The organism is Vibrio sp. SCSIO 43136 (genome assembly GCF_023716565.1).
GTDB lineage: Bacteria > Pseudomonadota > Gammaproteobacteria > Enterobacterales > Vibrionaceae > Vibrio.
Map to the genome: position 1 here is coordinate 926,610 of NZ_CP071848.1, position 23,298 is coordinate 949,907.

Annotated in this window: 24 protein-coding genes; 5 read left to right on the plus strand and 19 right to left on the minus strand. The window is 46.8% G+C overall.

The features are described 5' to 3' along the window. Nucleotides 1-49: 49 nt before the first annotated feature. Genes J4N39_RS04470 through J4N39_RS04480 form a run of 3 tightly spaced genes read left to right on the plus strand, consistent with a single transcriptional unit; the run spans nt 50 to nt 3,396 of the window. Complete coding sequence (locus J4N39_RS04470; RefSeq protein WP_252022347.1) at nt 50-2,146, plus strand: protein-disulfide reductase DsbD family protein; 2,097 nt, start codon at nt 50-52, stop codon at nt 2,144-2,146. 7 nt (nt 2,147-2,153) lie between these two features. Next, nucleotides 2,154-2,666: a protein disulfide oxidoreductase gene (locus J4N39_RS04475; RefSeq protein WP_252022349.1), complete on the plus strand. Its 513-nt coding sequence runs from the start codon at nt 2,154-2,156 to the stop codon at nt 2,664-2,666. Nucleotides 2,667-2,685: 19 nt separating this feature from the next. Then, nucleotides 2,686-3,396, plus strand: coding sequence for a DsbA family protein (locus tag J4N39_RS04480; protein WP_252022351.1), 711 nt, complete (start codon nt 2,686-2,688; stop codon nt 3,394-3,396). Nucleotides 3,397-3,453: 57 nt separating this feature from the next. Here the strand turns inward: J4N39_RS04480 and J4N39_RS04485 are convergent, their stop codons facing one another. From J4N39_RS04485 to sodB, 3 genes are all read right to left on the minus strand, one after another. Further along, complete coding sequence (locus tag J4N39_RS04485) at nt 3,454-4,134, minus strand: SDR family oxidoreductase (protein WP_252022353.1); 681 nt, start codon at nt 4,132-4,134, stop codon at nt 3,454-3,456. Nucleotides 4,135-4,500: 366 nt separating this feature from the next. Continuing rightward, complete coding sequence (locus tag J4N39_RS04490; protein WP_252022355.1) at nt 4,501-5,004, minus strand: VC2046/SO_2500 family protein; 504 nt, start codon at nt 5,002-5,004, stop codon at nt 4,501-4,503. A 139-nt stretch (nt 5,005-5,143) separates the two neighbouring features. Beyond that, a complete protein-coding gene (sodB, locus tag J4N39_RS04495) occupies nt 5,144-5,728 on the minus strand; it encodes a superoxide dismutase [Fe] (protein WP_252022357.1) in 585 nt (194 codons plus the stop codon). A gap of 394 nt (nt 5,729-6,122) precedes the next feature. Here sodB and J4N39_RS04500 point away from each other — a divergent pair, with 394 nt between their 5' ends. Then, on the plus strand, nt 6,123-6,449 hold the full coding sequence (locus tag J4N39_RS04500; protein ID WP_252022358.1) for a Grx4 family monothiol glutaredoxin: 327 nt from the start codon (nt 6,123-6,125) through the stop codon (nt 6,447-6,449). A gap of 63 nt (nt 6,450-6,512) precedes the next feature. Here J4N39_RS04500 and J4N39_RS04505 read toward each other — a convergent pair whose 3' ends face one another. The 8 genes from J4N39_RS04505 to rnt all read right to left on the minus strand — a co-directional run bounded on the left by J4N39_RS04505 (nt 6,513) and on the right by rnt (nt 14,473). Continuing rightward, a complete protein-coding gene (locus J4N39_RS04505) occupies nt 6,513-7,223 on the minus strand; it encodes a glycerophosphodiester phosphodiesterase family protein (RefSeq protein WP_252022360.1) in 711 nt (236 codons plus the stop codon). Further along, nucleotides 7,214-7,999: a DeoR/GlpR family DNA-binding transcription regulator gene (locus J4N39_RS04510; RefSeq protein WP_252022363.1), complete on the minus strand. Its 786-nt coding sequence runs from the start codon at nt 7,997-7,999 to the stop codon at nt 7,214-7,216. The genes J4N39_RS04505 and J4N39_RS04510 overlap by 10 nt, the downstream gene beginning before the upstream one ends. Before the next feature lie 13 nt (nt 8,000-8,012). After that, entirely contained in the window at nt 8,013-9,095 is a 1,083-nt protein-coding gene (gene ugpC, locus J4N39_RS04515; protein WP_252023623.1) for a sn-glycerol-3-phosphate ABC transporter ATP-binding protein UgpC, read from the minus strand. A 40-nt stretch (nt 9,096-9,135) separates the two neighbouring features. Then, entirely contained in the window at nt 9,136-9,978 is an 843-nt protein-coding gene (gene ugpE / locus J4N39_RS04520; protein WP_252022365.1) for a sn-glycerol-3-phosphate ABC transporter permease UgpE, read from the minus strand. Nucleotides 9,979-9,989: 11 nt separating this feature from the next. Then, on the minus strand, nt 9,990-10,871 hold the full coding sequence (locus J4N39_RS04525; protein WP_252022367.1) for an ABC transporter permease subunit: 882 nt from the start codon (nt 10,869-10,871) through the stop codon (nt 9,990-9,992). Between the two features lie 62 nt (nt 10,872-10,933). Next, on the minus strand, nt 10,934-12,226 hold the full coding sequence (locus J4N39_RS04530) for an extracellular solute-binding protein (RefSeq protein WP_252022369.1): 1,293 nt from the start codon (nt 12,224-12,226) through the stop codon (nt 10,934-10,936). Nucleotides 12,227-12,467: 241 nt separating this feature from the next. Then, entirely contained in the window at nt 12,468-13,787 is a 1,320-nt protein-coding gene (locus tag J4N39_RS04535; RefSeq protein ID WP_252022371.1) for a Na+/H+ antiporter family protein, read from the minus strand. 29 nt (nt 13,788-13,816) lie between these two features. Then, a complete protein-coding gene (rnt, locus tag J4N39_RS04540; RefSeq protein ID WP_252022373.1) occupies nt 13,817-14,473 on the minus strand; it encodes a ribonuclease T in 657 nt (218 codons plus the stop codon). A 247-nt stretch (nt 14,474-14,720) separates the two neighbouring features. Here rnt and motY point away from each other — a divergent pair, with 247 nt between their 5' ends. Continuing rightward, on the plus strand, nt 14,721-15,560 hold the full coding sequence (motY, locus tag J4N39_RS04545; RefSeq protein WP_252023625.1) for a flagellar protein MotY: 840 nt from the start codon (nt 14,721-14,723) through the stop codon (nt 15,558-15,560). A gap of 30 nt (nt 15,561-15,590) precedes the next feature. Here the strand turns inward: motY and J4N39_RS04550 are convergent, their stop codons facing one another. The 8 genes from J4N39_RS04550 to rsxB all read right to left on the minus strand — a co-directional run bounded on the left by J4N39_RS04550 (nt 15,591) and on the right by rsxB (nt 23,297). Continuing rightward, nucleotides 15,591-16,028 carry a DUF2753 family protein gene (locus tag J4N39_RS04550; RefSeq protein ID WP_252022376.1) on the minus strand — a complete coding sequence of 146 codons (438 nt, stop codon included), beginning with the start codon at nt 16,026-16,028 and terminating at the stop codon, nt 15,591-15,593. A 144-nt stretch (nt 16,029-16,172) separates the two neighbouring features. Then, nucleotides 16,173-16,589 (minus strand): lactoylglutathione lyase, encoded by a 417-nt coding sequence (gene gloA, locus J4N39_RS04555; protein ID WP_252022378.1) that lies wholly within the window; start codon nt 16,587-16,589, stop codon nt 16,173-16,175. A 256-nt stretch (nt 16,590-16,845) separates the two neighbouring features. Further along, nucleotides 16,846-17,487 carry an endonuclease III gene (gene nth, locus J4N39_RS04560; protein WP_252022380.1) on the minus strand — a complete coding sequence of 214 codons (642 nt, stop codon included), beginning with the start codon at nt 17,485-17,487 and terminating at the stop codon, nt 16,846-16,848. Nucleotides 17,488-17,515: 28 nt separating this feature from the next. After that, nucleotides 17,516-18,205 carry an electron transport complex subunit E gene (locus J4N39_RS04565; RefSeq protein ID WP_252022382.1) on the minus strand — a complete coding sequence of 230 codons (690 nt, stop codon included), beginning with the start codon at nt 18,203-18,205 and terminating at the stop codon, nt 17,516-17,518. Between the two features lie 2 nt (nt 18,206-18,207). Continuing rightward, nucleotides 18,208-18,915, minus strand: a complete 708-nt coding sequence (gene rsxG / locus J4N39_RS04570; RefSeq protein WP_252022383.1) for an electron transport complex subunit RsxG — start codon at nt 18,913-18,915, stop codon at nt 18,208-18,210. Between the two features lie 12 nt (nt 18,916-18,927). After that, nucleotides 18,928-19,974 (minus strand): electron transport complex subunit RsxD, encoded by a 1,047-nt coding sequence (gene rsxD / locus J4N39_RS04575; RefSeq protein ID WP_252022385.1) that lies wholly within the window; start codon nt 19,972-19,974, stop codon nt 18,928-18,930. Beyond that, the gene (rsxC, locus tag J4N39_RS04580) at nt 19,974-22,706 is read right to left on the minus strand and encodes an electron transport complex subunit RsxC (RefSeq protein WP_252022387.1); all 2,733 of its coding nucleotides are present in this window, start codon (nt 22,704-22,706) and stop codon (nt 19,974-19,976) included. The genes rsxD and rsxC overlap by 1 nt, the downstream gene beginning before the upstream one ends. 9 nt (nt 22,707-22,715) lie before the next feature. Continuing rightward, a complete protein-coding gene (gene rsxB / locus J4N39_RS04585) occupies nt 22,716-23,297 on the minus strand; it encodes an electron transport complex subunit RsxB (protein ID WP_252022389.1) in 582 nt (193 codons plus the stop codon). Nucleotide 23,298: the final 1 nt, after the last annotated feature.

Here is a 23,298-nt window from a genome sequence, read left to right on the forward strand (position 1 = left end):
TACTGGCGATTAGCCAGGGTATTTCTATAACTTTATTCTAGGTATTTATATGCAAATTAAACATCTTATCAAGCGTGCTGGCCTGTTAGGCTGGTTCGCTCTACTGGTTAGCTTAACGTTTAATGCCTATGCGCAGCCCTTTTCTAGTGGGTGGTTAAGCGATCCTAAACATCCTCCCATCGAGACTCGCTTTGTGTTGACTGGGTTAGTCGATCAAGAGCAGCGCAGAGCTGAGGGCTTTCTCGAAGTACGCCTTAGCGATGATTGGAAAACATATTGGCGCAGCCCAGGCGAGGGCGGCATTGCGCCGAGTATGAGCTGGGAAGGTTCAAACAATATTGAGGCGGTAAACTGGTATTGGCCCTATCCTGAGCGCTACTCTATTCTGGGAATAGAAACACTCGGCTATCAAGATAGCGTGGTGTTTCCGATAAGCGTAGTGGTGGAAGATTTCAATCAACCGACCAAGTTAAACGCCAAGCTCACTCTATCCTCATGCACCACAATATGCGTGCTGACGGACTATTTTTTTGAGTTAGATTTTGCCCCAGCCAAGCTCAAAGTGAACGCTGATGCAGCGCACGCTTACTACCAAGCAATGAGTCGGGTACCTCAACCCTCACCATTGATAGAGAAAGTGGAAGCTGGATGGGATGATCAAACCAGTCTATTGCAAGTGACTCTAGAGCACGATCTAGGCTGGAAGAAGCCAGAGATACTGATTGATGGCTCTTCTTCAGATCTGCAAGAAACCACCTTTACACCATTGGAGTATCAGGTTGATGGCACTTCACTAGTCGCAAGGTTTGAAGCCTCAAGTTGGATGGGCACCCCTGAGCTTGCTGGGCAAAATATAACGGTCACTGTCCATGATGATCAATTATTGTCAGAGTACACAGTGGTCGCAAACCCGCAAGCGATTGTTCAGAGTACCAGTCAATCATCCTTACTCCAGATGATCTTATTCGCCTTCTTGGGCGGTTTGGTCCTCAATATCATGCCGTGTGTACTGCCAGTGTTGGGAATGAAGCTAAGCAGTGTCATAAGTTCTCAAGGGCTTGAAAAGCGCCAGATTCGTTTGCAGTTTTTCGCTTCGGCAATGGGTGTTTTGGCCTCTTTTTGGCTGATCGCCGGTGCATTGGCAGTACTTAAAGTGTCAGGCAGCGCAATAGGCTGGGGTGTGCAGTTTCAGAGCGGTTGGTTCATCGGCTTGATGGTGTTGGTGACTGCAATATTTGGTGCCAATATGCTGGGGCTGTTTGAAATCAGACTCCCCTCACAAGCCAGTACATGGGTAGCCAGCAAAGGAGATAACTCCTATCGAGGTAACTTCATTCAAGGGATGTTTGCAACCCTGCTCGCAACCCCATGTTCAGCGCCTTTCTTAGGTACCGCAGTTGCATTTGCGTTAGCGACAAGTATCTCAACGATGTTTGTGATCTTTACTTTTCTAGCATTAGGCATGGCTTTCCCGTGGCTTCTAGTGGCGGCTTTCCCAAACATCGCCCGCTTGATGCCTAAGCCGGGACCTTGGATGAACTATGTCAAAGTGCTGTTTGGCAGCATGATGTTGATCACCAGTGTTTGGCTGCTGACTTTGTTATCCAGTCATTTACCCGTGTTCTGGGTCGTTGTGATTGGCATCGCTGGGTTTGTGTTTGTTTTTTATCGAGTGATGAAAATCTATGGTGAACGCGCTGCCGCTTGGTTAGGGGGTATTAGTGTAGTTTTCGCTGGATTAGGTTTCATGATTGGCGGAATGACTGCGGACCATTGGAGCACACCTTTGCCGCAAGACCCAAACTGGCAACCATTGTCAGTGCAAACTATTCAACAACAGGTAGACGCTGGAAAAACAGTGTTTGTTAACGTCACCGCAGATTGGTGCATTACCTGTAAAGCCAATGAAATCGGCGTGATTTTGCAGCAGCCAGTCTATGGCAAGTTAACCTCTGCCAATGTGGTTGCGATGGAAGGGGATTGGACTGTCCCGAGTGAAAAAGTCACAGATTATTTGCAAGCCAATGGGCGCTATGGTGTGCCATTTAATATGGTATACGGCCCCAATGCACCGCAAGGTATTCCATTGCCTGTGATTCTTACTCAAGAAGCGGTCATGGATGCGCTTAATAAAGCGAGCGGGTGAGTTCAGGATGGCGACTAAAAAAACACGCTCAACTTGGGCAAAAGACATTGCGCTATGGCTGCTTATGGTGACATTAGTTTCCGCCGGTCTCGACTGGTGGAGAAAGCAAAGTATGCCTGAGCATAACCTACCTTCACTGATGCAACTCGCTGACGAGCAAAAGGTTGTCGATATTCTAGCCATTAGCCAAGAAAGGCCTGTCGTGGTGTATTTTTGGGCGACTTGGTGTGGCGTGTGCAACTTTGTCAGCCCATCTATCGACTGGCTTAGTGAGCAATCAGACTTTGAAGTGGTTGGCGTAAGTCTAAGCTCTGGTAGTGCACAACGGGTCTCGCATTATATGCAAACCAAAGGGTATGAATTTAATAACATCAATGACCCTGCGGGCGAGATATCAAGCCAATGGGGGATCTCCGCAACTCCAACCATCGCTGTGATCCGTAGCGGAGAAATTACCTCTGTTACTACTGGCATTACGACCCCAATCGGCCTGTTCGCAAGAGCATGGTTAGCAAAATAATTAGATGATGAAAAATACAATGAAAACAGTTTTATTCTTTTTACTAGCAGCGGTCTCTATGGCACCGCTTGCACAAGCAAATACTCAACAAAAAATTGATGAAGTCAGTGAGATACTCACCAATAACCCGGAAATCGTTGATTCCGTTCATACCAGTTTGAGAGCCTATGTTGCTCAGCAGGGCTCAGTCGAAGCTGCGGTCAAAGAGCACTACGATTATATGTATAACAATGATCAGCACTCCTCTTTTGGTGCAGAAAGCCCAAAACTAACCATCATTAATTTCACAGACTACAGCTGCCCATGGTGCAAGAAGCTTGACCCAGTATTGCATGAATTGACTGAGCGCCACCCAGATGAGGTTAAGGTGGTGAACGTATATGTTCCTATTAGAGAGGGGCATCACAGTGCGAACTCAGCCAACTTTGCGCTCAACACTTGGTTAAACGACAGAGAAAAATACGCAAGCTTGCACAAAATGTTGGTTGAAAAGCCAGGTGTGCATAATAGCCAGTCCATTGCTCACATCGCAAAGACGCTAGACTTGAGGCAGCATGTAGATACCAATCCGCACACGGATGAGATGATAGAGCAGAATTTCGCACTATTTCGTCAGCTTGGCATACGTGGTACGCCCGCAATGCTAATTGAAGGTAAGGTAGTGTCCGGTTACTTGCCAATGACAAAACTCGAACCAATGATTGTAGATCTGCTAGAGGGCAAACAGTAGTAAACCGAATAAAAAAGGAGGCGTGATGCCTCCTTAATCGCTCTATTGGTTTACTAATTATGCTTCAGCCGCCATGACCCGCCCATTAAAGTAGTCGTTAGCCACGATATATTCAGTGTTGCGGATCAGCTCATCTTGCAGGTGGGCACGTTTCCTACAGTGCGAGGATAGTTGACTTATATTTGGCACCACGCCGCCCACACGGATTTTGAAAGGGTTGAGCTCCTTCGCCCAGCTCTGTGTCATTCCTGTGAGTAGGGCACTCACATTTTCAAGACCTTCGGATTCTGAATCATTGAGTGCTGCAGAAAGGTTGACGATCACACCATGCTTGCCCTGACTTCGCATTCGAGAAGCCCCAACTTGACCAAAGCTATATAGCGGCGATGCAAAGCTGGCTAGCTCTGTGGTGAAAGAGTTACGACTTGGCTTTTCACTCAGCAAGCTTGGTAAAGGTGCTGATGGCCAATAGTTAACCAGCACATCTAACCCTTGGTCGAAGTTGTCATCGATATAGTCAAACAGTGCATTGACACTTTGCACGGAGGTATTTGACAGGTGAAAGTAGTTCACCTTGTCTACGACGGCTCGACAACGCTTGATGGTTTCTAGCAGTGCGTGTGAATCTGTGTCAGCAACGATGACTTTTGCCCCAAGCGTGAGGAAATGCGTTGCTAGTGTGCTTCCTAAAGCCGTCCCTGCAGATGTAATAAGTACGACTGAGTTTTTTATATCCATTGGATACCCCATTTTGTTCTTTTAATCGTACAGCCAATGGCATCCATCTGTTTTTATTTGTTTTTTAACTAATGCACTGCATTATCTAGGATGGAAATTCGTCCATAAAAAGCCATATGCAACTATCTTGGATAACTCGGTGAGTAAGTCCTCAAAAGTTGTGAATAACAAGTATGGACAAGATTCATAAAATGAATGTGAATTCGGTGCCCTTTTGCTGATTTATAGGTAATCAAGTTCAAAAAATAGGCGCTTGTTCACAAATGGAATGGCATGTTGCAAGATTATTTCTCAGCATTGAGATGATGAGCAATGATGCGCATAATATAATAAGGTTATATTTTTCAGGGTGTTAACGATGATTTGCTAGGCTTGCATTTGAATCTGGTGATTTAGACGTGCAGCGGCCATCTGCTTGTAGATATCTTGTGGAATAACCGCTTTTGGTGCCGTTTGGGTTAGAGAGGTGCGCTCGTGGTTAGATAGGTTGTGATAAACCTCTTCTGGCAGGTCGCAGGTATCTTCTGGCATGTAGCACAGTGCATCAGGCTGAAGTTGATGAGCAAGGTGAGCTCCGGTGATTGAGCCTTGGTGAAACAGTTGTGCTTGCGTTGCAGAACGAGCGTAGCTGTCTTGGTCTGAGCGAAGCTGTTGTGGTTTAGCGAGCTCAAATTGCTCTCGCAAGATTTGATCGCTCACTTCAATTTCATCGACCTGTTCAACAGGGGTGTTGTCACGTACATCGTTAGAAAACAGCGAAACCAACAAGGCAAAATCAGCACGACGACCTTGGTTCACTGCATTATTAATGCCGCTACCTAGGGTCAATTCGTTGACTAATCCAGCTTTGTCGAGTGTATGAACTTGCATGTTTTTGCCGTTTTTTAAGAGGTTATTTAGTTAACGGCAAGGTAAGGGATAGCTTTAGGGATTAATTTGAAAATAATGTACTTAAAAAAGAACAGGCTCGCCTAAGCGAGCCTGTGAAATAGCATTGGTAAGTATTGAATTACTTAGCTAGGTTTTCTGCAACGAAGTCCCAGTTAACTAGTGCCCAGAAAGCATTCATGTAGTCTGGACGAACGTTACGGAAGTCGATGTAGTATGCGTGTTCCCATAGGTCTACTGTTAGTAGTGGAGTAACGCCTTCTTCAGTCAGCGGAGTTGCTGCGTTTGAAGTGTTAACGATCTCTAGAGAGCCGTCAGCTTTCTTTACAAGCCAAGTCCAAGAAGAACCGAAGTTGTTGATTGCTGAGTCAGTGAACTTAGCCTTGAACTCTTCGAAAGAACCGAATGCAGCATTGATTGCGTCTGCAACAGCACCTGTTGGTTCGCCACCAGCTTTTGGTGCAAGACAGTGCCAGTAGAAAGTGTGGTTCCAGATTTGAGCTGCGTTGTTGAATACGCCGCCTGTTGAAGTCTTAACGATCTCTTCTAGAGACTTACCTTCAAACTCAGTACCAGGGATAAGACCGTTTAGCTTAACAACGTAAGTGTTGTGGTGCTTACCGTGGTGGAAATCTAGAGTTTCCGCTGAGATATGTGGTTCTAGTGCATCTTTTGCGTATGGTAGTGCTGGTAGTTCGAATGCCATTGCTCGATTCTCCGTTGATGCGAAAGAGTGTGTAAGCCCTTTCGTTATTGCTTCCAATGAATTTTTGTTATTTATGGTCAGCTCAAGGCTGCCTTTTGACTTTACTTCAAGTCCATTAGATATCTAAAACACTTGTGCTGTCAGATAGCTAATGAACTTGAGGAGTATTTTATCAACTTTTTACTTTATTAAAAGAAAAGACTCAAAAAAAGTTTGTTAAAATTAAAATATCATTTAAAAACAGTCATTTATTCTAAGGCTAAATCTTGGTGGGGTTCGAGATTCAAATCACAATCGAACTAAAATCCAATAACCATTAGCTTATTATGGTTTTTATTCTGATTTAAAACAGTAGAATGAGGCAAATAAGTCAAGTATCCCTTAAGAGGAAGCAATGGAAACTATCGACAAAATCAAAAAGCAGATTGAAGAAAATGCAATCCTGCTATACATGAAAGGTTCACCAAAACTGCCTAGCTGTGGTTTTTCATCTCAAGCGGCACAAGCGGTAATGGCGTGTGGCGAGAAGTTCGCTTACGTAGATATCCTGCAAAACCCTGATATCCGTGCAGAGTTGCCAAACTACGCACAGTGGCCAACCTTCCCACAACTTTGGGTAAATGGTGAGCTGATCGGTGGTTGTGACATCATCGTTGAGATGTTCCAAAAAGGTGAACTTCAGCCTCTTATCAAAGAAGCTGCTGGTGAAGCTGAAGAGTAATTTACACTCGAATCGAATTGTTGAGAGCCTGATGGAAACATCAGGCTCTTTTTATTTGTCATCTTACCGAATAAAGCGTGCAGGAAAGTCACTAAAGATCCCATCAAGTTGTGGGAACTCTTCAATCGCTTGAGGTGCGTTTACAGTGTAACACCACACCATGTAGCCTTTGGATTGCAAGTCATCAATATCCTCACCCGTCACATGCTTGATGTTTAAATTACACGCTTTTGCTTTGACCTCATCGAGTAGCGCCCAATCCACCGCAGAGAGTTTTTCACTAAGAACCGCAATAGGGTAATTGCTGCAATGCAAATTGACTTGGCGGATCACCTCATGGTTAAAGCTTGAAATGATCACTTGCTCGGCGGGCACATTGTTTGCCTCAAGAGCCTGTTTGAGCTTGGCAATAATGGGCTCGACCTTGTGACGATCTACTTTGATTTCTAGGTTTAATTTGAGTTGATGCTCGCTTGCGACAGCAAGCAGCTCATCAAGCGTCATCATTTTTTCACTGGCAAAGCGGGGTTCAAACCAAGAGCCCATATCAAGCGCTTTAAGAGCGCATAAAGACATCTCATCGATTCGGCCTGTGCCATCACTGCATCTATCGACAGTATGGTCGTGACAAATGACGAGCTCGCCATCAAGAGAGGGTTGTACGTCTACTTCAACCCACTCTAACCCCAACTCGATTGCCGCTAAGATGCTCGCACGAGTGTTTTCTGGGTAGTGGCCTGCGACACCACGGTGTCCTACGATGGTTAGGGGCATGAAATATCCTCATTCTCAAGCGCAGCAATGATCTTCACTTGCGCATTTTGGGCCAATTTTGCCAAGGGAGGCGTTAACTGGTCAACAAACAGTGTATCGGCTTCAGATAAGTTACCACTCACGACGGGAGCATATCGGCCGAGTTTGCTGTGGTCGGCAACGATCCAAATCTGCTGGCTTTGTTCAATAATGGCTCGATTGAGATGCGCCTCTTCCGGGGTAAAATCGAGCATCTGACCTTGTGTATTGAGACCGCCGACACCAAAAATACCGATTTGAATGTTGAACTGACGATAAAACGTAGTGGTAGATTCACCCACGGTATCTTCGTCTGAAGGTCTGACCATTCCACCTGCCATATAAACCACAATATTGGGGTTACGGCTGAGCGTCAGCGCTGCATTAATATTGTTGGTCACGACCGTGAGTCCCGGATGATCGAGCAGCGCTTGGGCGACATGTTTAGGTGTGGTGCCAATGCCAAGGAAGATACTGCTGCCCTCAGGGATATGGCTGACCACCACTTGCGCAATGTGCTGCTTGGCACTGAGGTTTAACATTTCGCGGTTGGTAAACGAAAGGTTGTCGTTAGTGCTAGGAAGCGTTACCCCACCGTGTACACGCTTGACCATACCAAGATCACTTAACTCATTCATATCTTTACGAATGGTTTGCACCGATACGGCAAACTGTTCGGCAAGTAGGGTGCTAGATAACACTCCATGCGCTTGTTCCAGATACGCAAGGATCTCTTTTTGTCGGGTAGAAAGTCGCACAAAACCTCCCTGATTAAGCAATCGCACTGCACGCTTCCATCTGCGGCAATAGGCGTTTACCTTGCTCATCAAATAGGTGCAAGTTATCTAAAGCGACGCCAAGCGCAAGTTCAGTGTTCGGCTCAATAGAGACCTCTGGCGTTACAGCAATAAAGCTTGAGGCATTCCAGTGGCCGTGCACTAGCTGATTTGGCCCGAGAGGCTCTATCGCCGTAACGTCAAGCAATAGCTGAACTTCCTCTTGCTGAGCGTTTAATTCAGCGTGCTCAGGACGAATGCCTAGGGTTATCGCTTGGCTATCAACATGAGCATAGCTTGGCAGGTAAAAGGTTTGTTCGCCAATGGTGACTTTACCTTGATCGATGTGCGCAGGCACAAAGTTCATGGCTGGGCTACCGATAAAGCTGGCCACAAAGGTGCTGGCAGGCTGGTGGTAAACCTCTTTAGGTGTGCCAATTTGCTCTATTTCCCCTTGGTTGAGTACCACGATTCGGTCAGCGAGTGTCATTGCTTCTACTTGATCGTGGGTCACGTAGACGCTAGTGACGTTGAGCTCTCGTTGCAGCTTTTTAATTTCTAGTCGCATGTGCGCTCGAAGCGCTGCATCGAGATTTGACAAAGGTTCATCGAACAAAAATAATGCAGGATCGCGCACGATAGCGCGGCCCATGGCCACTCGTTGACGCTGCCCACCTGAAAGCTTAGAAGGCTTGCGGTCAAGGTACTCATCAATTTTGAGTGTTTTCGCTACTTTGCTGATCTTTTCTGCAATGGTTTGTTTATCGACTCCTCGATTTTTTAAACCATACGCCAAGTTATCGTATACCGACATGTGAGGGTATAAGGCGTAGTTTTGGAACACCATGGCGATGTCGCGTAGCGCAGGTTTGATGTTATCAACACGGCGGTGCCCTAGATGGATCTCTCCGCTAGTGATCTCTTCTAACCCTGCGATAGAGCGAAGTACGGACGATTTTCCGCAGCCAGAGGGGCCAACCAGAACAATGAACTCGCCCGGTTGAATCGATAGATCTAAGCCTTTAACGGCTTGATGGCCATTTTCGTAAGTCTTAACCAGCTGTTTGATCTCTAGCATAGCAGCGTCCGTTTGCGTTGGGTGAATAGGGGATACGTTATTACTTTTCACTTTGAATCAATCCTTTGACGAACCAGCGTTGGAAAAACACCACCACCAGAATCGGCGGTAGCATGGCTAAAATCACCATCGCAAATGCGTAGTCATAACGAGGTCGACTGGTTTCGGTAATGTTATTTAGAATCTGTTTGATGCCCATGACAATGGTGTTATAGCTCTCATCCGTAGTCATCATGATTGGCCATAGATACTGGTTCCAACCGACGACAAACATGATGATGAAGATGGCCGCAATCATGGTTTTGGACAGTGGCAGCAAAATATCAAACAAGAATCGGATCGGGCCGGCATTGTCGAGTTGGGCCGCTTCAAGTAATTCATCTGGCACTGTTTTGAAAAACTGACGGAAGAAAAACGTTGCCGTTGCTGACGCAATCAGCGGCAGTATCAGCCCGCTATAGCTATTGAGCATGCCAAGGCTAGATACCACTTCGTAAGATGGAATAATTCGAACTTCTAGTGGCAAAAGCAAGGTGACGAAGATCAGCCAAAACCAAAGGCTTGCGTATGGCAATCTAAAATAAACCAAAGCGTAAGCCGCCATCATTGAGATAATGATCTTACCGATCGCAAAACCAAGGCCCATGATCATCGAGTTAATGATCATCGTTTTTGCGGTGACATCACCAACAAACCCTTGGCTTTTGTTCCAAGCTTCTTGGTAGATGCCGACCGTGTTGTCGCCCGGTAGCCATTGCAAGCCTTCGCTGATCACAACGCTTGGGTCGTGGGTAGAACTGGCAAAGATCAGCCAGATCGGTACGAGCATAAATAGAGCACCAAGGAGCAAGATCAGGTGGTCAAAAATCTGATTGGATTTCATGTTATCGCTCCTTAATAGTGAACACGTTTTTCAACAACGCGGAACTGGATAAAGCTTAGGATCAGTACCAGTAACAACAGCACTACAGATTGAGCCGAGCTGCCGCCAAGATCGGCTCCGACAAAACCATCGCGGTAAACTTTGTAAACCAAAGAAGTGGTTGAACCGCCGGGGCCACCATTGGTCATGGTGTCTATCACACCAAAGGTCTCGAAAAAGGCGTAGGTCAGGTTGATCACTAGCAAGAAGAACCCGGTCGGTGCTAGCAGTGGGAATGTAATGGTCCAAAAACGTTTATTATCACTAACACAATCTAGTGTGGCTGCTTCTCTTACGGCGATGGAGATAGACTGCAAGCCAGCTAAGAAATAGATAAAGTTGACCGACACTTGCTTCCATACCGAGACTGCAATCAGTGCCACAGTGGCGTCAAATGGGTCGGTCTGGAAACTGAAATTCCACCCGATCGAAGCAAGAAAGTCTGCCAATATGCCGATATGGGGGTTAAACATAAATCCACCGATAATGCCTGCGACTGCAGGGGCTACGGCGTAAACCCAAGTTAATGTGAGCTTGTAGGTACTTTGGCCTTTAATGATTTTGTCAGCTTTCACGGCGAGCAATAGCGCTAGAGAAAGTGACAGTAGCGAGACGACAAAAGCAAACAGCAAAGTAAATCCAACTGAAGACAAATACTCTGCGGACTCAAACAGCATTTGGTAGTTTTCGAACCAAACGAATGTAGAAGAGAGCCCCCAAGGGTCTTCAAGCATGAAAGAAAGGTACACCGCCTTGGCTGCTGGATAGAAAAAGAAGATGGCGATGATGGCAATCTGAGGTACTAACAGCAGGTAAGGGAGTGGTGTATGGTGAAATTGTTGACGACGTTCCACAGTTAATCTCGAATTAGATGCTACAAAGGCCCTAGCCTAGAGACTAGGGCCATGAAAGATGATTACTGAACAGTGCGGTTGAAGCGCTGTAGCAGTTTGCCACTTTCGTCTTCGACTTTTTCTAGGCTCTTCTCAACACTTGAGCGGCCAGCGAAGATGTTGTCAAACTCACGGTGCATCACTTCACGGATTTGAGGGTAGTAGCCAAGGCGATACCCTTTTGTCCACTCACCATCTGTTAGGCTCAGCTGTTTAACACCGACTTCGGCATCCGGTTGTTCTTGGTAGTAACCCGACTGTTTGGTGAGTTCGTAAGCCGCATTAGTGACAGGAACGTAACCTGTGGTTTTGTGCCAGTACATTTGAGTTTCTGGTTTGGTTAGGTAAGCAAAAAACTCTGCGACACCTTTGTCTTGGGCTTTTTCATGGCCAGCCAGAGCAAATAGTGCTGCACCACCAATGAAGGTGTGGGTCGCTTGGTTAGTCACAGACTGCCAGTATGGAAGGTAAGTGGTGCCGAAGTTAAATTTAACGCGGTCACGTAGGCCGCCAAATGAGCCTGATGAACCCATCCACATCGCCACTTCTTGGCGCTCAAACGGTGTTTGGTTTGCATCCCAGTCGCTGCCGTAATATTTGTAGTAGCCTTTGTCTGCCCACTCTTTCATTTTCTCAAAGTGCATCTGCATGTCTTTGGTGTTGAACATCAACTTAGAAGAGAGCTTCGAGTAACCATTTTGGTTGTCTGATAGCTGGAGGTTATGACGAGATTTAAAGTTCTCAAACATGATCCAAGGGGTATGAGACTGAGAGAAAGCAACGTGGCCGCTTGCTTTAAGCTTCTTGGCAACTTCTTCCATTTGCTCATAGGTGTTAGGCGCTTTAACACCAGCTTTCGCTAGAATGTCTTTGTTGTAGTAAAGCACAGGTGTCGAGCTGTTAAATGGCATGCCGACCATCTTGCCTGAAGCATCTGCGTAAAAGTTACGTACGCCCGCTAGGTAGTCTTCGCTTTTGAATGGAAAACCTGACTCGATCATGATGTCGTTGACTGGCTTGGCAACGCCTTTAGCATTCATGATGGTTGCTGCGCCTGCATCGAACACTTGCAGAATGTTTGGGGCCTCACCAGCACGGAAAGCTGCGATGCCTGCGGTTAGAGTTTCTGTGTACGAGCCTTTGTAAACAGGAGTGATCTTGTAGTCGTCTTGAGAAGCGTTAAAGTCAGAAGCAATCTTGTTTACGGTTTCCCCAAGCTGGCCACCCATTGCGTGCCACCAAGTGATTTCAGTTGCAGCCAATGTGCTGCCCGATACTGATGCGAAGAGAGCCCCCGCCAACCATAGCTTGTTCATGTTCCAGTTCCTTTTTGGTTTCGAACGATAGTGTTGGTGTTTCGTTTGACTGCTATCTTGGCTTGGCAATATTTCACTTTATGGCTTTATAAATTGCACATTTCTTAATCTTTTATGGCATTTCGATGAAGCTAGAAACAAAAAAGCGCTCGGGCAATTGCCAGAGCGCTTTAGTATAAAGCTCGTTTTGGTTTCGTTTTTTTCGTTTACAGAGATTGCCTGTTTACCAGGCAATATCCGTTTAGAGAACCATAGCCGCTAGCCAACCAAAGGCAATGAGCGGTAAGTTGTAGTGAACGAAGGTTGGAACCACGGTTTCCCAAATGTGTTCGTGTTGACCGTCTGCGTTAAGGCCAGAAGTTGGGCCCAACGTGGAGTCAGACGCTGGCGAGCCAGCATCACCTAACGCTGCTGCCGTACCGACAAGTGCGATGGTCGCCATAGGTGAGAAACCAAAAGCTAGAGCTAGTGGTACATAAATAGTGGCGATAATTGGGATGGTAGAGAAAGAAGAACCAATGCCCATAGTAACCAATAGGCCAACCACTAACATAAGTAGAGCCGCTAGCGGTTTGTTGTCGCCAATGCTGGTGGAGAGTGCTTCGACCAGCGATTCAACACCACCAGTTTGCTTCATTACGGCGGCGAAACCTGCTGCAGAGATCATGATAAAACCGATCATCGCCATCATGTGAACACCTTTGGTGAATACATCTTGGGTCTCTTTCCATGCAATCACACCACCAAAAGTAAATACCATGAAGCCAGTAAGGCCACCAATAATCATCGAGCCTGTGGTCAGCTGTACGCTTAGCGCAGCAATGATAGCTGCCAGCGCTACCCAAATATGGCGTGGATTAATCGCTTTTTGCTCTTGAGTTTGAGTCAGCTCCGTTTGCTGATACTCACGAGGTTTACGATAGCTAATAAACATCGCCATCATTAGGCCGAAAATCATGCCTGCTGCTGGTAATAGCATCGCCATCGGTACTTGGCTGGCGTTGACTTCCAGGCCGTTAGCATGGAGGTTTTCAAGCAAAATGTTGTTGAGGAATATGCCACCAAACCCGACCGGTAAAACCATGTAAGGTGTGACCAGACCAAAGGTCAGCACGCAGGCGATAAGACGGCGATCTAGTTTCAATTTGGCAAATACGCCCAATAGAGGTGGGATCAAAATTGGGATAAAGGCGATATGCACAGGAATGACATTCTGCGAAGAAATGGTCACCAAAATCAATGCACTAAGCACTACGTATTTTAGTGCTGTCGAGCCTGCATCGCTGTTGCGACCGTTGATATGGGCAATTACTTTGTTGGCAAGAAGATCGGTGAGACCAGAGCGAGAAATCGCAACGGCAAAAGTGCCAAGCATGGCATAGCTAAGTGCAATCGTCGCACCACCACCTAGGCCACTTTCAAATGCGGTGACGGTGTCGGTAAGGCTCATGCCCGCCACGAGGCCACCGACTAAGGCGCTGAACGTCAGAGCGACGACAACGTTGACGCGTAATAATGCAAGCAAAAGCATTACGCATACAGAAATTACTACTGGGTTCATGTTACATCCGAGTTGTGTTTACAAATGATTTATTTTTCGTTTTGTTGTGATTCAATCAGCGGCCAACCACCAAGGGCTTTCCACTTATTGACGATACCGCAAAACAGCTCCGCTGTTTTTTCGGTGTCGTAAAGCGCTGAGTGCGCTTCTTTGTTGTCAAAATCCATCCCAGCGGTTCGACATGCTTTCGCCAGTACGGTTTGACCATAAGCCAGACCGCTAAGCGCCGCAGTGTCAAAAGTTGCAAAAGGGTGGAAAGGTACACGTTTCAGCTTACAGCGCTCACTAGCGGCCATAACGAAGTTATGATCAAAAGTGGCATTGTGCGCTACCATGATTGCACGGCTACAATCGGCGGCTTTTTGCTCTTTACGGACCAGTTTATAGATCTCTTTCAACGCCTCAGCTTCCGGTACTGCACCGCGCAATGGGCTAAACGGGTCACGGATACCATTGAATTCCAATGCTTCTTTTTCAAGGTTGGCACCTTCAAACGGTTCTATATGGAAATGAATGGTGCTTGCAGGGTGCAAGTCGCCGTTTTCATCCATACGCAGTGTGACGGCACAAATTTCCAAAAGTGCATCGGTTTTTGCATTGAATCCTGCGGTTTCCACGTCGATAACAACAGGGAAATAGCCTCTAAAGCGTTTTTTCAGGGTCAATGCGTCGTTTTCTACAGTCATAGTTGTGCTAATCCGTGTGACAAGCTCGGCATTATTGCAGATTATGTCGGTGAGCAAAATAACTTCTGTTGCCTTATTTCTTGTACACTTGGTATTAAAATTGCTTTTAATCCAACAGAGACGATTAATTGTCGCACTAAGTAACTGATTTCCCGTTTTCTTGCCTTGAAGTGGCAAGAGGTTACCGCGGCATGTAGGCAAAGAGAGTTTTATGACGCCCCGATACATACTTCCGACTATCGCTTTGATGTTAGGCGCTGCCAGTGCAGTCGCTCAGCCTCGCTATGTGGCAAAACCAGAGCAGTCTAACTGGACCATGGCGGTCAATAGCCCGTTGGAGTGTCGGTTAGTTCACCCGATTCCAAATTATGGTGTTGCGGAGTTTACTTCTCGTGCCAGCAAGAAAATCAACTTAGATTTTGAGCTTAAGATGCGTCGACCTATGGGGGAAACTCGCAATGTCTCTTTGATTTCGATGCCTCCTGCGTGGCGTCCGGGGGAAAACGCAGAGCGTATTTCTACTTTAAAGTTCTTTAAACAATTTGATGGTTACATCGGTGGGCAGCTGGCTTGGGGTATCCTATCAGAGCTAGAAAAAGGACGTTATCCAACTTTTAGCTACGCAGATTGGCAAAGCCGAGATGAGCGAGTAGAAGTGGCGTTGTCGTCGGTTTTATTCCAACAACCATATAATGCGTTCAGTTTGTGCATCAGCCAGCTTTTACCATACAGCTTTGAAGATATTTCGTTCACGATTTTGCATTATGATCGCAACAGTGATCAGTTAAATAAAGCGTCACAACAGCGTTTGGCAAAAATTGCGGAATATGTAAAACATAATAAGGACATCGATCTGGTATTGGTGGCGGCTTACTCTGACTCAACAGGTGGAAAGCAGAGCAATCAGAATTTGTCTGAGCGCCGTGCTTTAGTATTGCGTGATTATTTTGAATCTCTTGGACTACCTGCCGATCGCATTGAGATCCAAGGTTACGGCGAACGTCGACCAATCGCAGATAACACCTCACCGATTGGTAAAGATAAGAACCGTCGTGTGGTGATTTCGCTAGGCCGCAACCAAGTCTAATCAATAGGCTTTTGGGGAAGCTAAGCTTCCCTAATTGAGCTTGAAGTGGGCGATGACGTTACAGTTGGATGCCGTATCGATATGCTGAACGTGTTTTGCGACTTCTGGGTTAGGGTGGCGCTTCATAAAATCGACCAGCGCTTTTTGGCAGCAGCCGAGTGATTCGACAAAAGAATCACAACCTCGGTTTGGGCACTGCGGCACTAATGTTAGAAGCCTTTCTGACGCCAGTTGAAGGTATTTCAATTCATACTCTTCATCGCTGTTCATTCGCCAAAAATTAGCTAAGTTGTGGCAAGAGGTCACTTTGATCGTTAGTAGATCATCAAGGTGTAAAGTGTCACTTATCTCAAGCTGGTCTGAAATGGCTAATGCTTGCTGATAATGCAAAATGCAGCGTAAGTAATCTTGTTGATTGAGGGCATTATCGGCAAGAAGTGTGTGTTTCTCCCATTCTTGAATACTCATGATTTTCTCCAACTACCATGTCTTAACGAACCAAAGTTGCTTAAATCTAATTGATAACCATTATCATGTAAAGCAAGTGTTTTACTAAAGCACAAAAAAAGCGAGCTTCAGCTCGCTTTTAAGACACTTTCAATATTGCATGGCTTATCCGTTTAAGCCTTCACTTGCTGACTTGCTTTGAATTAGTTCAATCATGTAACCGTCTGGATCTTTTACAAATGCAATGTGCGTCGACCCACCTTTCACTGGACCAGGTTCACGGGTTACGTTACCGCCAGCGGCTTTGATGGCATCACATGTAGCGTAGATGTCGTCAAAACCTAGCGCAATATGACCAAATGCATTACCAAGATCATACTCCTTAGTGCCCCAGTTGTAAGTCAACTCAATCACGGCCCCTTGCGACTCATCTCCATAGCCGACAAACGCCAGTGTATATTCGTACTGTTCGTTGTCGTGTTGGCGCAATAAGTCCATGCCAAGCACTTCGGTGTAGAATTTGATGGATTTATCTAAATCACCCACGCGTAGCATGGTGTGAAGAACTCGAGCATTTTGCATTTTGATTATCCTTAACAAGTAGATATGGTTAAATTATATCTAATTCGGTTGCGACTGTTAGCGTTAATTTTATTACGTTTTTTTATTCTTTTGATAATGGATGGTTTGAAGGAGTCGTAGGTTCGGCAAGCAGAACTAGGAGCAGAAAGATAGAGCTATGTTGCGTCATAGCCATCAGCGCAATGGGCGTCGAACACAGTGCTCCATATAAGACAAAGCCCTAAAGGTTTCTTTAGGGCTTGAGATGACTTTGCCGTTATTCGTTCGGATAGACCTTGTCCTTAAACTCACATAAGTCTTCAATAATGCAGCTGCCGCAACGTGGTTTGCGTGCGACACAAGTGTAGCGTCCGTGAAGGATTAACCAGTGGTGAACATCGAGTTTGAACTCTTTAGGCACAACCTTGAGTAGCTTGGCTTCGACGTCATCGACGTTTTTGCCCATAGCGAATTTAGTGCGATTGGATACTCGAAAAATATGGGTATCTACGGCAATCGTTGGCCAACCAAAAGCCGTGTTTAACACCACATTGGCTGTCTTTCGACCTACACCGGGTAAGGCTTCTAGTGCTTCTCGGTTTTCAGGCACTTCACCACCATGCTGTTCAATCAAGATCTTACAGGTCTTGATGACATTTTCCGCTTTGGAATTAAAGAGGCCGATGGTTTTGATGTACTCTTTGACGCCATCAACCCCAAGGTCCAATAACCCCTGTGGCGTGTTTGCCACTGGGTAAAGCTTATCTGTGGCTTTGTTGACACTGACATCAGTTGCTTGGGCAGACAACAGGACCGCAATCAGCAGCTCAAATGGAGAAGACCAGTTAAGCTCCGTTTGCGGATTGGGGTTATCGGCTCTCAAGCGTTCTAATATCTCTTTACGCTTTGTATTGTTCATAGTGAAGGCTGCTTACAGTGTATTTTTATTAATTGGTGACTCGAGCTCGTTCGATCTCGGTTTTTGCCTCTTTGGGCTTTTTGTTTGCCATACGGCTATCGATAATGTTTTTGCCTGCGATGAGGAAACCCACACCGATAAATGCCCCCGGAGGCAGTAGTGCCAGCAGGAACTTGCTATCTATTTCAAATACTTGGATACGTAGTATTGATGCCCATTCGCCTAGCAAGAGGTCTGCACCATCAAATAAGGTGCCGTTACCGACGATTTCACGCAGTGCGCCTAGTGCAACTAGGGCAAGTGTCATGCCCATTCCCATCCAGAATCCATCAATTGCTGCTGGTCCTACTGCGTTTTTAGATGCGAATGCTTCGGCTCGGCCGATAATGATGCAGTTAGTTACGATCAGCGGGATAAATATACCTAGCGAGAGGTAAAGTCCGTAAGCGTAGGCATTCATTAGTAGTTGTACGCAAGTAACCAGTGATGCGATGATCATAACAAATACTGGGATACGTACTTCTTTTGGCACGTAATCTCGCACTAAAGAAACGGTCACGTTCGAGCCAACCAGTACTAGTAATGTCGCAATACCTAGACCCAGTGCGTTAGTGACGGTAGATGACACCGCAAGCAATGGGCACAGACCCAACAGTTGTACTAGTGCTGGGTTATTGTCCCAAACTCCGTTCTTAAACAGTTCTTTGTGGCTAGACATGATTATTCCTCCCCACAGTTGAGCGGTCGGCTACTGATGGTACGTGCGATTTGATGGTAGTAGATCGAAACGTTTTTCACCGCTTTTACGACAGCACGTGGCGTGATAGTCGCCCCAGTGAAACCGTCAAATTGGCCGCCATCTTTTTTCACTTGAAACTCTTTCATAGTTAGAGACTTCAGCTCAACATTTGCTGGCCCTTTATAAGTGGCGCTTGTCGTACCATCATGATCTCCACCACTGTTGTTTAGGTTAAGGCGCTTGCCTGCAAAACTATCGACCCAGTTGGTGACATTTCTATCGATCTTATCGCCTAGTCCCGGTGTTTCATTGTGCTCCAATACTCGTACGCCTGTGATGGCTCCGTAATTGGTAAAGCCAACTAGAATGCGGATCTCGCCGTTGTAGCCATCAGGTGCAATGGCTTCGATCGCAAGGCCGGTTTGATACCCTTTTTTACGAGCGATGTAGACTGGCATGGATTCATCTGTGCCGAGATATTTTGGGTTGTTTATCAGGGTACAGAATTTAAATAGGTCGTTGTCATGGGTTTCTTCTGGGATCACTTCATTGAGCAACTTGCGTAAGTTTTGCTGCTTTTGATAGGTGATCTGATCTTTGGTTAAAGCGTACGTTGCAACAACCAATCCGGTGGAGAGTAGGGCAAATAACGCCAGTACAGCACCATTTTTTTGAATTGCTTTGATCATGGTCTGTTCCCGTTAGTGTCCATAAGTTTTTGGTTTGGTGTAGTGATCGATTAACGGTACGCACATGTTGGCAATTAATACCGAGAAAGCGACACCATCAGGGAAGCCGCCCCATGTACGGATCACAAACACCAGAAAACCGAGCATAGCGCCAAAAATCAAACGACCTTTGACCGTCGTTGATGCTGATACTGGGTCTGTTGCGATAAAGAAAGCTCCAAGCATGGTTGCACCAGAGAGCAGATGCACAATAGGGCTTGGTGTTGTACCCGGCGCAAACAAGAACGCCAAGGTCGAGAAAAGCACTAAACTAGCTAGAAAAGCGACTGGGATGTACCACTGAATAATACGCAGTTTAATTAGCGCCAAACCACCAATGAGGTAGGCAAGGTTTACCCACTCCCAACCAATGCCCGCCAGTGCGGAGAATTGTGGTTTCGCCATAGTTTCTTGAATTGTCGAGCCTATGTATTCTGCGCTTCGTAATGCATCTAGAGGCGTGGCCATCGTGATGCCATCAATGCTGGTACGGAACTGTTGCAATGAGTAACCATCACCAGTGTACTCAGTAAAGATCAAGCAGAAGGCATCGACTAAACTGGCTTGATTAGGAGCCAAGTCGCTTGGTGCGATCCAACTGGTCATTTGCAGCGGAAACGAGATCAGCAATACCACGTAAGCGACCATTGCAGGGTTAAAGATATTCTGCCCAAGCCCACCATAGAGGTGTTTTGCTACAACAATCGCAAAGAACATACCTATCACTAAGATCCACCAAGGAGCCAGTGGCGGTATCGCAACCGCCAATAACCAAGCGGTGACAAAGGCGCTGTTGTCACGTAAAGCCCCGATCGGGTTGCGCTTACGTAGCAGCATGACTGCGCCTTCCATCAGCACGGCGAGTAGCAGGGCAAATATCAATTGGATCAAGGTGCCCCAGCCAAAAAAGTATAGCTGAGCAATGAGCCCCGGTATCGCACACAACGCAACGGTGCGCATCAAGTCTGGTGTGCTTTTACGATTATGAGCGTGTGGAGAGCTAGCGATAAAGAAAGACACTACTCATTCTCCTTAGTTTGTTTTTGTTGCATGGCTGCCTTACGTGCTTTGGCACGAGCGATGGCTGCTGCGACGGCGGCCTTTTTCGGGTCTTCTTGAGTTTCTGGCTCTGACTCTTGCTCAGTATCAGCTTGTGGCTCGGCATTTTCTTGCGCCGCTTTACGGGCTTTAGCACGAGCAATCGCCGCAGCGACAGCGGCTTTCTTCGGATCTTCGGCAGGCTCAGCCTCTTGCTCAGCTTCGATTTGAGGCTCGGTATTTTCTTGCGCCGCTTTGCGAGCTTTAGCACGAGCAATCGCCGCAGCGACGGCGGCTTTCTTCGGATCTTCGGTAGCATCAGCCTCTTGCTCAGCTTCGATTTGAGGATCGGTATTTTCTTGCGCCGCTTTGCGAGCTTTAGCACGAGCAATCGCCGCAGCGACGGCGGCTTTCTTCGGATCTTCGGCAGCTTCAGACTCTTGCTCAGTTTCGACTAGAGGCTCAGAGTTTTCTTGGGCCGCTTTGCGAGCCTTGGCACGAGCAATCGCGGCAGCGACGGCGGCTTTCTTCGGATCTTCGGCAGCCTCAGACTCTTGCTCAGTTTCGACTAGAGGCTCAGAACTATCTTGCGTCGCTTTACGGGCTTTAGCACGAGCAATAGCGGCAGCGACAGCGGCTTTCTTTGGATCTTCGGCAGCCTCAGACGCTTGCTCAGCTTCGTCTTGAGGCTGAGTATTTTCTTGCGCCGCTTTTCGAGCTTTAGCACGGGCAATAGCGGCAGCGACGGCGTCTTTTTTGGTACTGCTATCATCAGAGGTGCTGTTTGTTGTATCGTCTTGAGTATCCGTTGTCTGTTGCGCTGCTTTACGGGCCTTTGCTCTAGCGATAGCGGCAGCCACGGCATCTTTTTTGTCAGTGCTGTCTGCTGGCGAGTCGTTATCGGTTTGAACTTGCGCCGCTTTTTTAGCCTTTGCACGAGCAATAGCGGCTGCAACAGCATCTTTTTTCTCGGTAGCGTTCTCAGATTCAGACGTTTCTTGCGCTTGCTCTTGTGCTTGTTTGGCTTTACGCAGACGAGCTTCCTCTTTGCGTTTTTTGCGCAGCTCAATCATTTCACTGTTGTCAGGTTCTTGAGCGTTACTCTTAGCTGCTTCAGCTTGCTTTGCTTTGGCTCTTGCGATAGCCGCTGCGACAGCTGGTTTTGGCGCATTGTCTGGTTGTGCTTTCTGAGCTTTAACACGTTCAATAGCGGCAGCTACAGCATCATCACCACCCGTAGCTTTCATCTCTTTGCGTCGTTGCTCGGCGGCCTTTTTGAAGCGATTCTCTCGCTCAGCTTTTTCACGCTCAAGTCGTGCGTTACGTTCTTCAAATCGAGCTTTAGCTCGTTCTGCGGCTTGTGCTTCTTGCTGTTGAGTGCGAATTTCAGCTTTTGCTTGACGATAGTATTCGACTAGCGGGATCTCACTCGGGCACACGTACGCACATGCCCCACACTCAATGCAATCCTTTAGATTGAGCTCTTCACACTTCTGGTAATCAGCGTCTTTGGCATACCACTGCAATTGTTGTGGAAGAAGATTAGCAGGGCACACTTCTGCACATGATGAACAGCGAATACACTCCATTTCGTAGCGATTGGCTGGGATCTCTTTATGCGTTGGAGCCAAGATACAGTTAGTGGTCTTGGTAATAGGGACAGAGGTATGAGGTAACGTGAAACCCATCATAGGTCCGCCCAAAATCAGTCTTGGTGACTTCTTGCTTGGCTGATAGTCAAACTGATCAAGAAGGAACTGGATCGGAGTACCGATGCGGGTCCAAACATTTTGCGGCTGCTTGAAGCAGTTACCTGTTAAGGTGACTACACGCTCGGTGAGTGGCTCACCATCGATGATCGCTTTTTTAACTGCTTGCACCGAACCTACGTTTTGTACCAGCACGCCGATATCAGCAGGAATACCATTCTTAGGCACTTCCTGATTAGTCAAAATCTTAATCAGTTGCTTTTCACCGCCAGAAGGGTACTTGGTTGGGATCACTCGGATCACCAGATCTTTTTGTGTCGCAGCGACTTCAAGGGCTTTTACGGCTTCTGGCTTGTTATCTTCAACAGCGATGATGGTTAGCTCAGGCTTAAGGATATGCTCAATGATATCTATGCCTTGAATTATTTCATCAGCGTGCTCACGCATTAGAATGTCATCGGCGGTGATGTAAGGTTCACATTCGGCAGCATTGATGATCAGGATTTTGGTCTTGGCCATGCCCGATTGAATTTTCTTCGCCGTCGGAAATCCAGCACCACCCATACCAGAAACACCAGCCTGACGAATCGTTTCAATCAGGATCTCAGCGGTTTCTTGCTGATAATCTGGCATTGGCTGTCTATCGAACCACTTATCCTTGCCATCGGCTGTGATGACAATGCTGAGCTCAGCTAGACCCGATGGGTGGGTTGAGGTGCGAGGTTCGATAGCGGTGACTGTGCCAGAGGTCGGTGCATGAACAGGTAACATGAAGCTCAAAGGGCAATCGGTTAAGCGTTGTCCACGCAAAACTTTTTGACCCACTTCAACGCAGATATCGCCTGACTTACCAATGTGCTGCTTTAGTGGCAGCACAAACTCATTTGCCAGTGGTGCGTGACTGAGGGAAGTTTTAACTGATTGTTGCTTATTTTCTGGCGGGTGAACACCTCCGTGGAAGTCCCACAGATAACCAGAACGAATTTTCTCTACTAATGACAACATACTCAATCCTTATTGTTCTGCTTTTTGTGGTTGAGAATCGGTCACGTTGACCACTGGGATAGTGTTTAACTGCCACTTCCATGTTTCGGTAGTCGTTTCTACTGGGATCATTTCAATACAATCGGTAGGACAAGGAGCCACACACAGATCACAGCCCGTACACTCTGATTTAATCACGGTATGAAGTGCTTTGTTGCCGCCAACAATAGCGTCAACTGGGCATGCTGCGATGCATTTGGTACAACCGATGCACATGTCTTCATGAATAAAAGCAACTTTCTTGACGCTTTTTTCAGGATCATGTGCCATTTCGGTCGCTTCAACACCCATCAGGTCTGCCAGCTTTTCAATGGTAGCTTGGCCTCCCGGAGGGCATTTGTTGATTTCATCACCGTTGGCGATAGCTTCTGCGTAAGGGCGACAGCCTGGGTAGCCACATTGGCCACACTGAGTTTGTGGCAAGATTTCATCAATTTGCTCGACGATCGGGTCGCCTTCGACTTTGAATCGAATTGATGCGAAGCCCAAAATAGCACCAAAAAATGCGGCGAGAGCGGCGAGGGCTAAAATGGCGTAAAACATTGTTTCCATG

What these genes read in the sequence shown, in the direction of transcription:
- motY (WP_252023625.1), top strand. Translation starts at nt 14,721, where the DNA reads ATGTTAGGCGCTGCCAGTGCAGTCGCTCAGCCTCGCTATGTGGCAAAA.
- J4N39_RS04535 (WP_252022371.1), bottom strand. Translation starts at nt 13,787, where the DNA reads ATGAACCCAGTAGTAATTTCTGTATGCGTAATGCTTTTGCTTGCATTA.
- gloA (WP_252022378.1), bottom strand. Translation starts at nt 16,589, where the DNA reads ATGCAAAATGCTCGAGTTCTTCACACCATGCTACGCGTGGGTGATTTA.
- rsxG (WP_252022383.1), bottom strand. Translation starts at nt 18,915, where the DNA reads ATGATCAAAGCAATTCAAAAAAATGGTGCTGTACTGGCGTTATTTGCC.
- rsxC (WP_252022387.1), bottom strand. Translation starts at nt 22,706, where the DNA reads ATGTTGTCATTAGTAGAGAAAATTCGTTCTGGTTATCTGTGGGACTTC.
- ugpE (WP_252022365.1), bottom strand. Translation starts at nt 9,978, where the DNA reads ATGAAATCCAATCAGATTTTTGACCACCTGATCTTGCTCCTTGGTGCT.
- J4N39_RS04505 (WP_252022360.1), bottom strand. Translation starts at nt 7,223, where the DNA reads ATGCCCCTAACCATCGTAGGACACCGTGGTGTCGCAGGCCACTACCCA.
- J4N39_RS04565 (WP_252022382.1), bottom strand. Translation starts at nt 18,205, where the DNA reads ATGTCTAGCCACAAAGAACTGTTTAAGAACGGAGTTTGGGACAATAAC.
- J4N39_RS04490 (WP_252022355.1), bottom strand. Translation starts at nt 5,004, where the DNA reads ATGCAAGTTCATACACTCGACAAAGCTGGATTAGTCAACGAATTGACC.
- J4N39_RS04485 (WP_252022353.1), bottom strand. Translation starts at nt 4,134, where the DNA reads ATGGATATAAAAAACTCAGTCGTACTTATTACATCTGCAGGGACGGCT.
- rnt (WP_252022373.1), bottom strand. Translation starts at nt 14,473, where the DNA reads ATGACTGTAGAAAACGACGCATTGACCCTGAAAAAACGCTTTAGAGGC.
- sodB (WP_252022357.1), bottom strand. Translation starts at nt 5,728, where the DNA reads ATGGCATTCGAACTACCAGCACTACCATACGCAAAAGATGCACTAGAA.
- J4N39_RS04475 (WP_252022349.1), top strand. Translation starts at nt 2,154, where the DNA reads ATGGCGACTAAAAAAACACGCTCAACTTGGGCAAAAGACATTGCGCTA.
- J4N39_RS04550 (WP_252022376.1), bottom strand. Translation starts at nt 16,028, where the DNA reads ATGAGTATTCAAGAATGGGAGAAACACACACTTCTTGCCGATAATGCC.
- J4N39_RS04530 (WP_252022369.1), bottom strand. Translation starts at nt 12,226, where the DNA reads ATGAACAAGCTATGGTTGGCGGGGGCTCTCTTCGCATCAGTATCGGGC.
- nth (WP_252022380.1), bottom strand. Translation starts at nt 17,487, where the DNA reads ATGAACAATACAAAGCGTAAAGAGATATTAGAACGCTTGAGAGCCGAT.
- rsxB (WP_252022389.1), bottom strand. Translation starts at nt 23,297, where the DNA reads ATGGAAACAATGTTTTACGCCATTTTAGCCCTCGCCGCTCTCGCCGCA.
- J4N39_RS04480 (WP_252022351.1), top strand. Translation starts at nt 2,686, where the DNA reads ATGAAAACAGTTTTATTCTTTTTACTAGCAGCGGTCTCTATGGCACCG.
- J4N39_RS04500 (WP_252022358.1), top strand. Translation starts at nt 6,123, where the DNA reads ATGGAAACTATCGACAAAATCAAAAAGCAGATTGAAGAAAATGCAATC.
- ugpC (WP_252023623.1), bottom strand. Translation starts at nt 9,095, where the DNA reads ATGCTAGAGATCAAACAGCTGGTTAAGACTTACGAAAATGGCCATCAA.
- J4N39_RS04470 (WP_252022347.1), top strand. Translation starts at nt 50, where the DNA reads ATGCAAATTAAACATCTTATCAAGCGTGCTGGCCTGTTAGGCTGGTTC.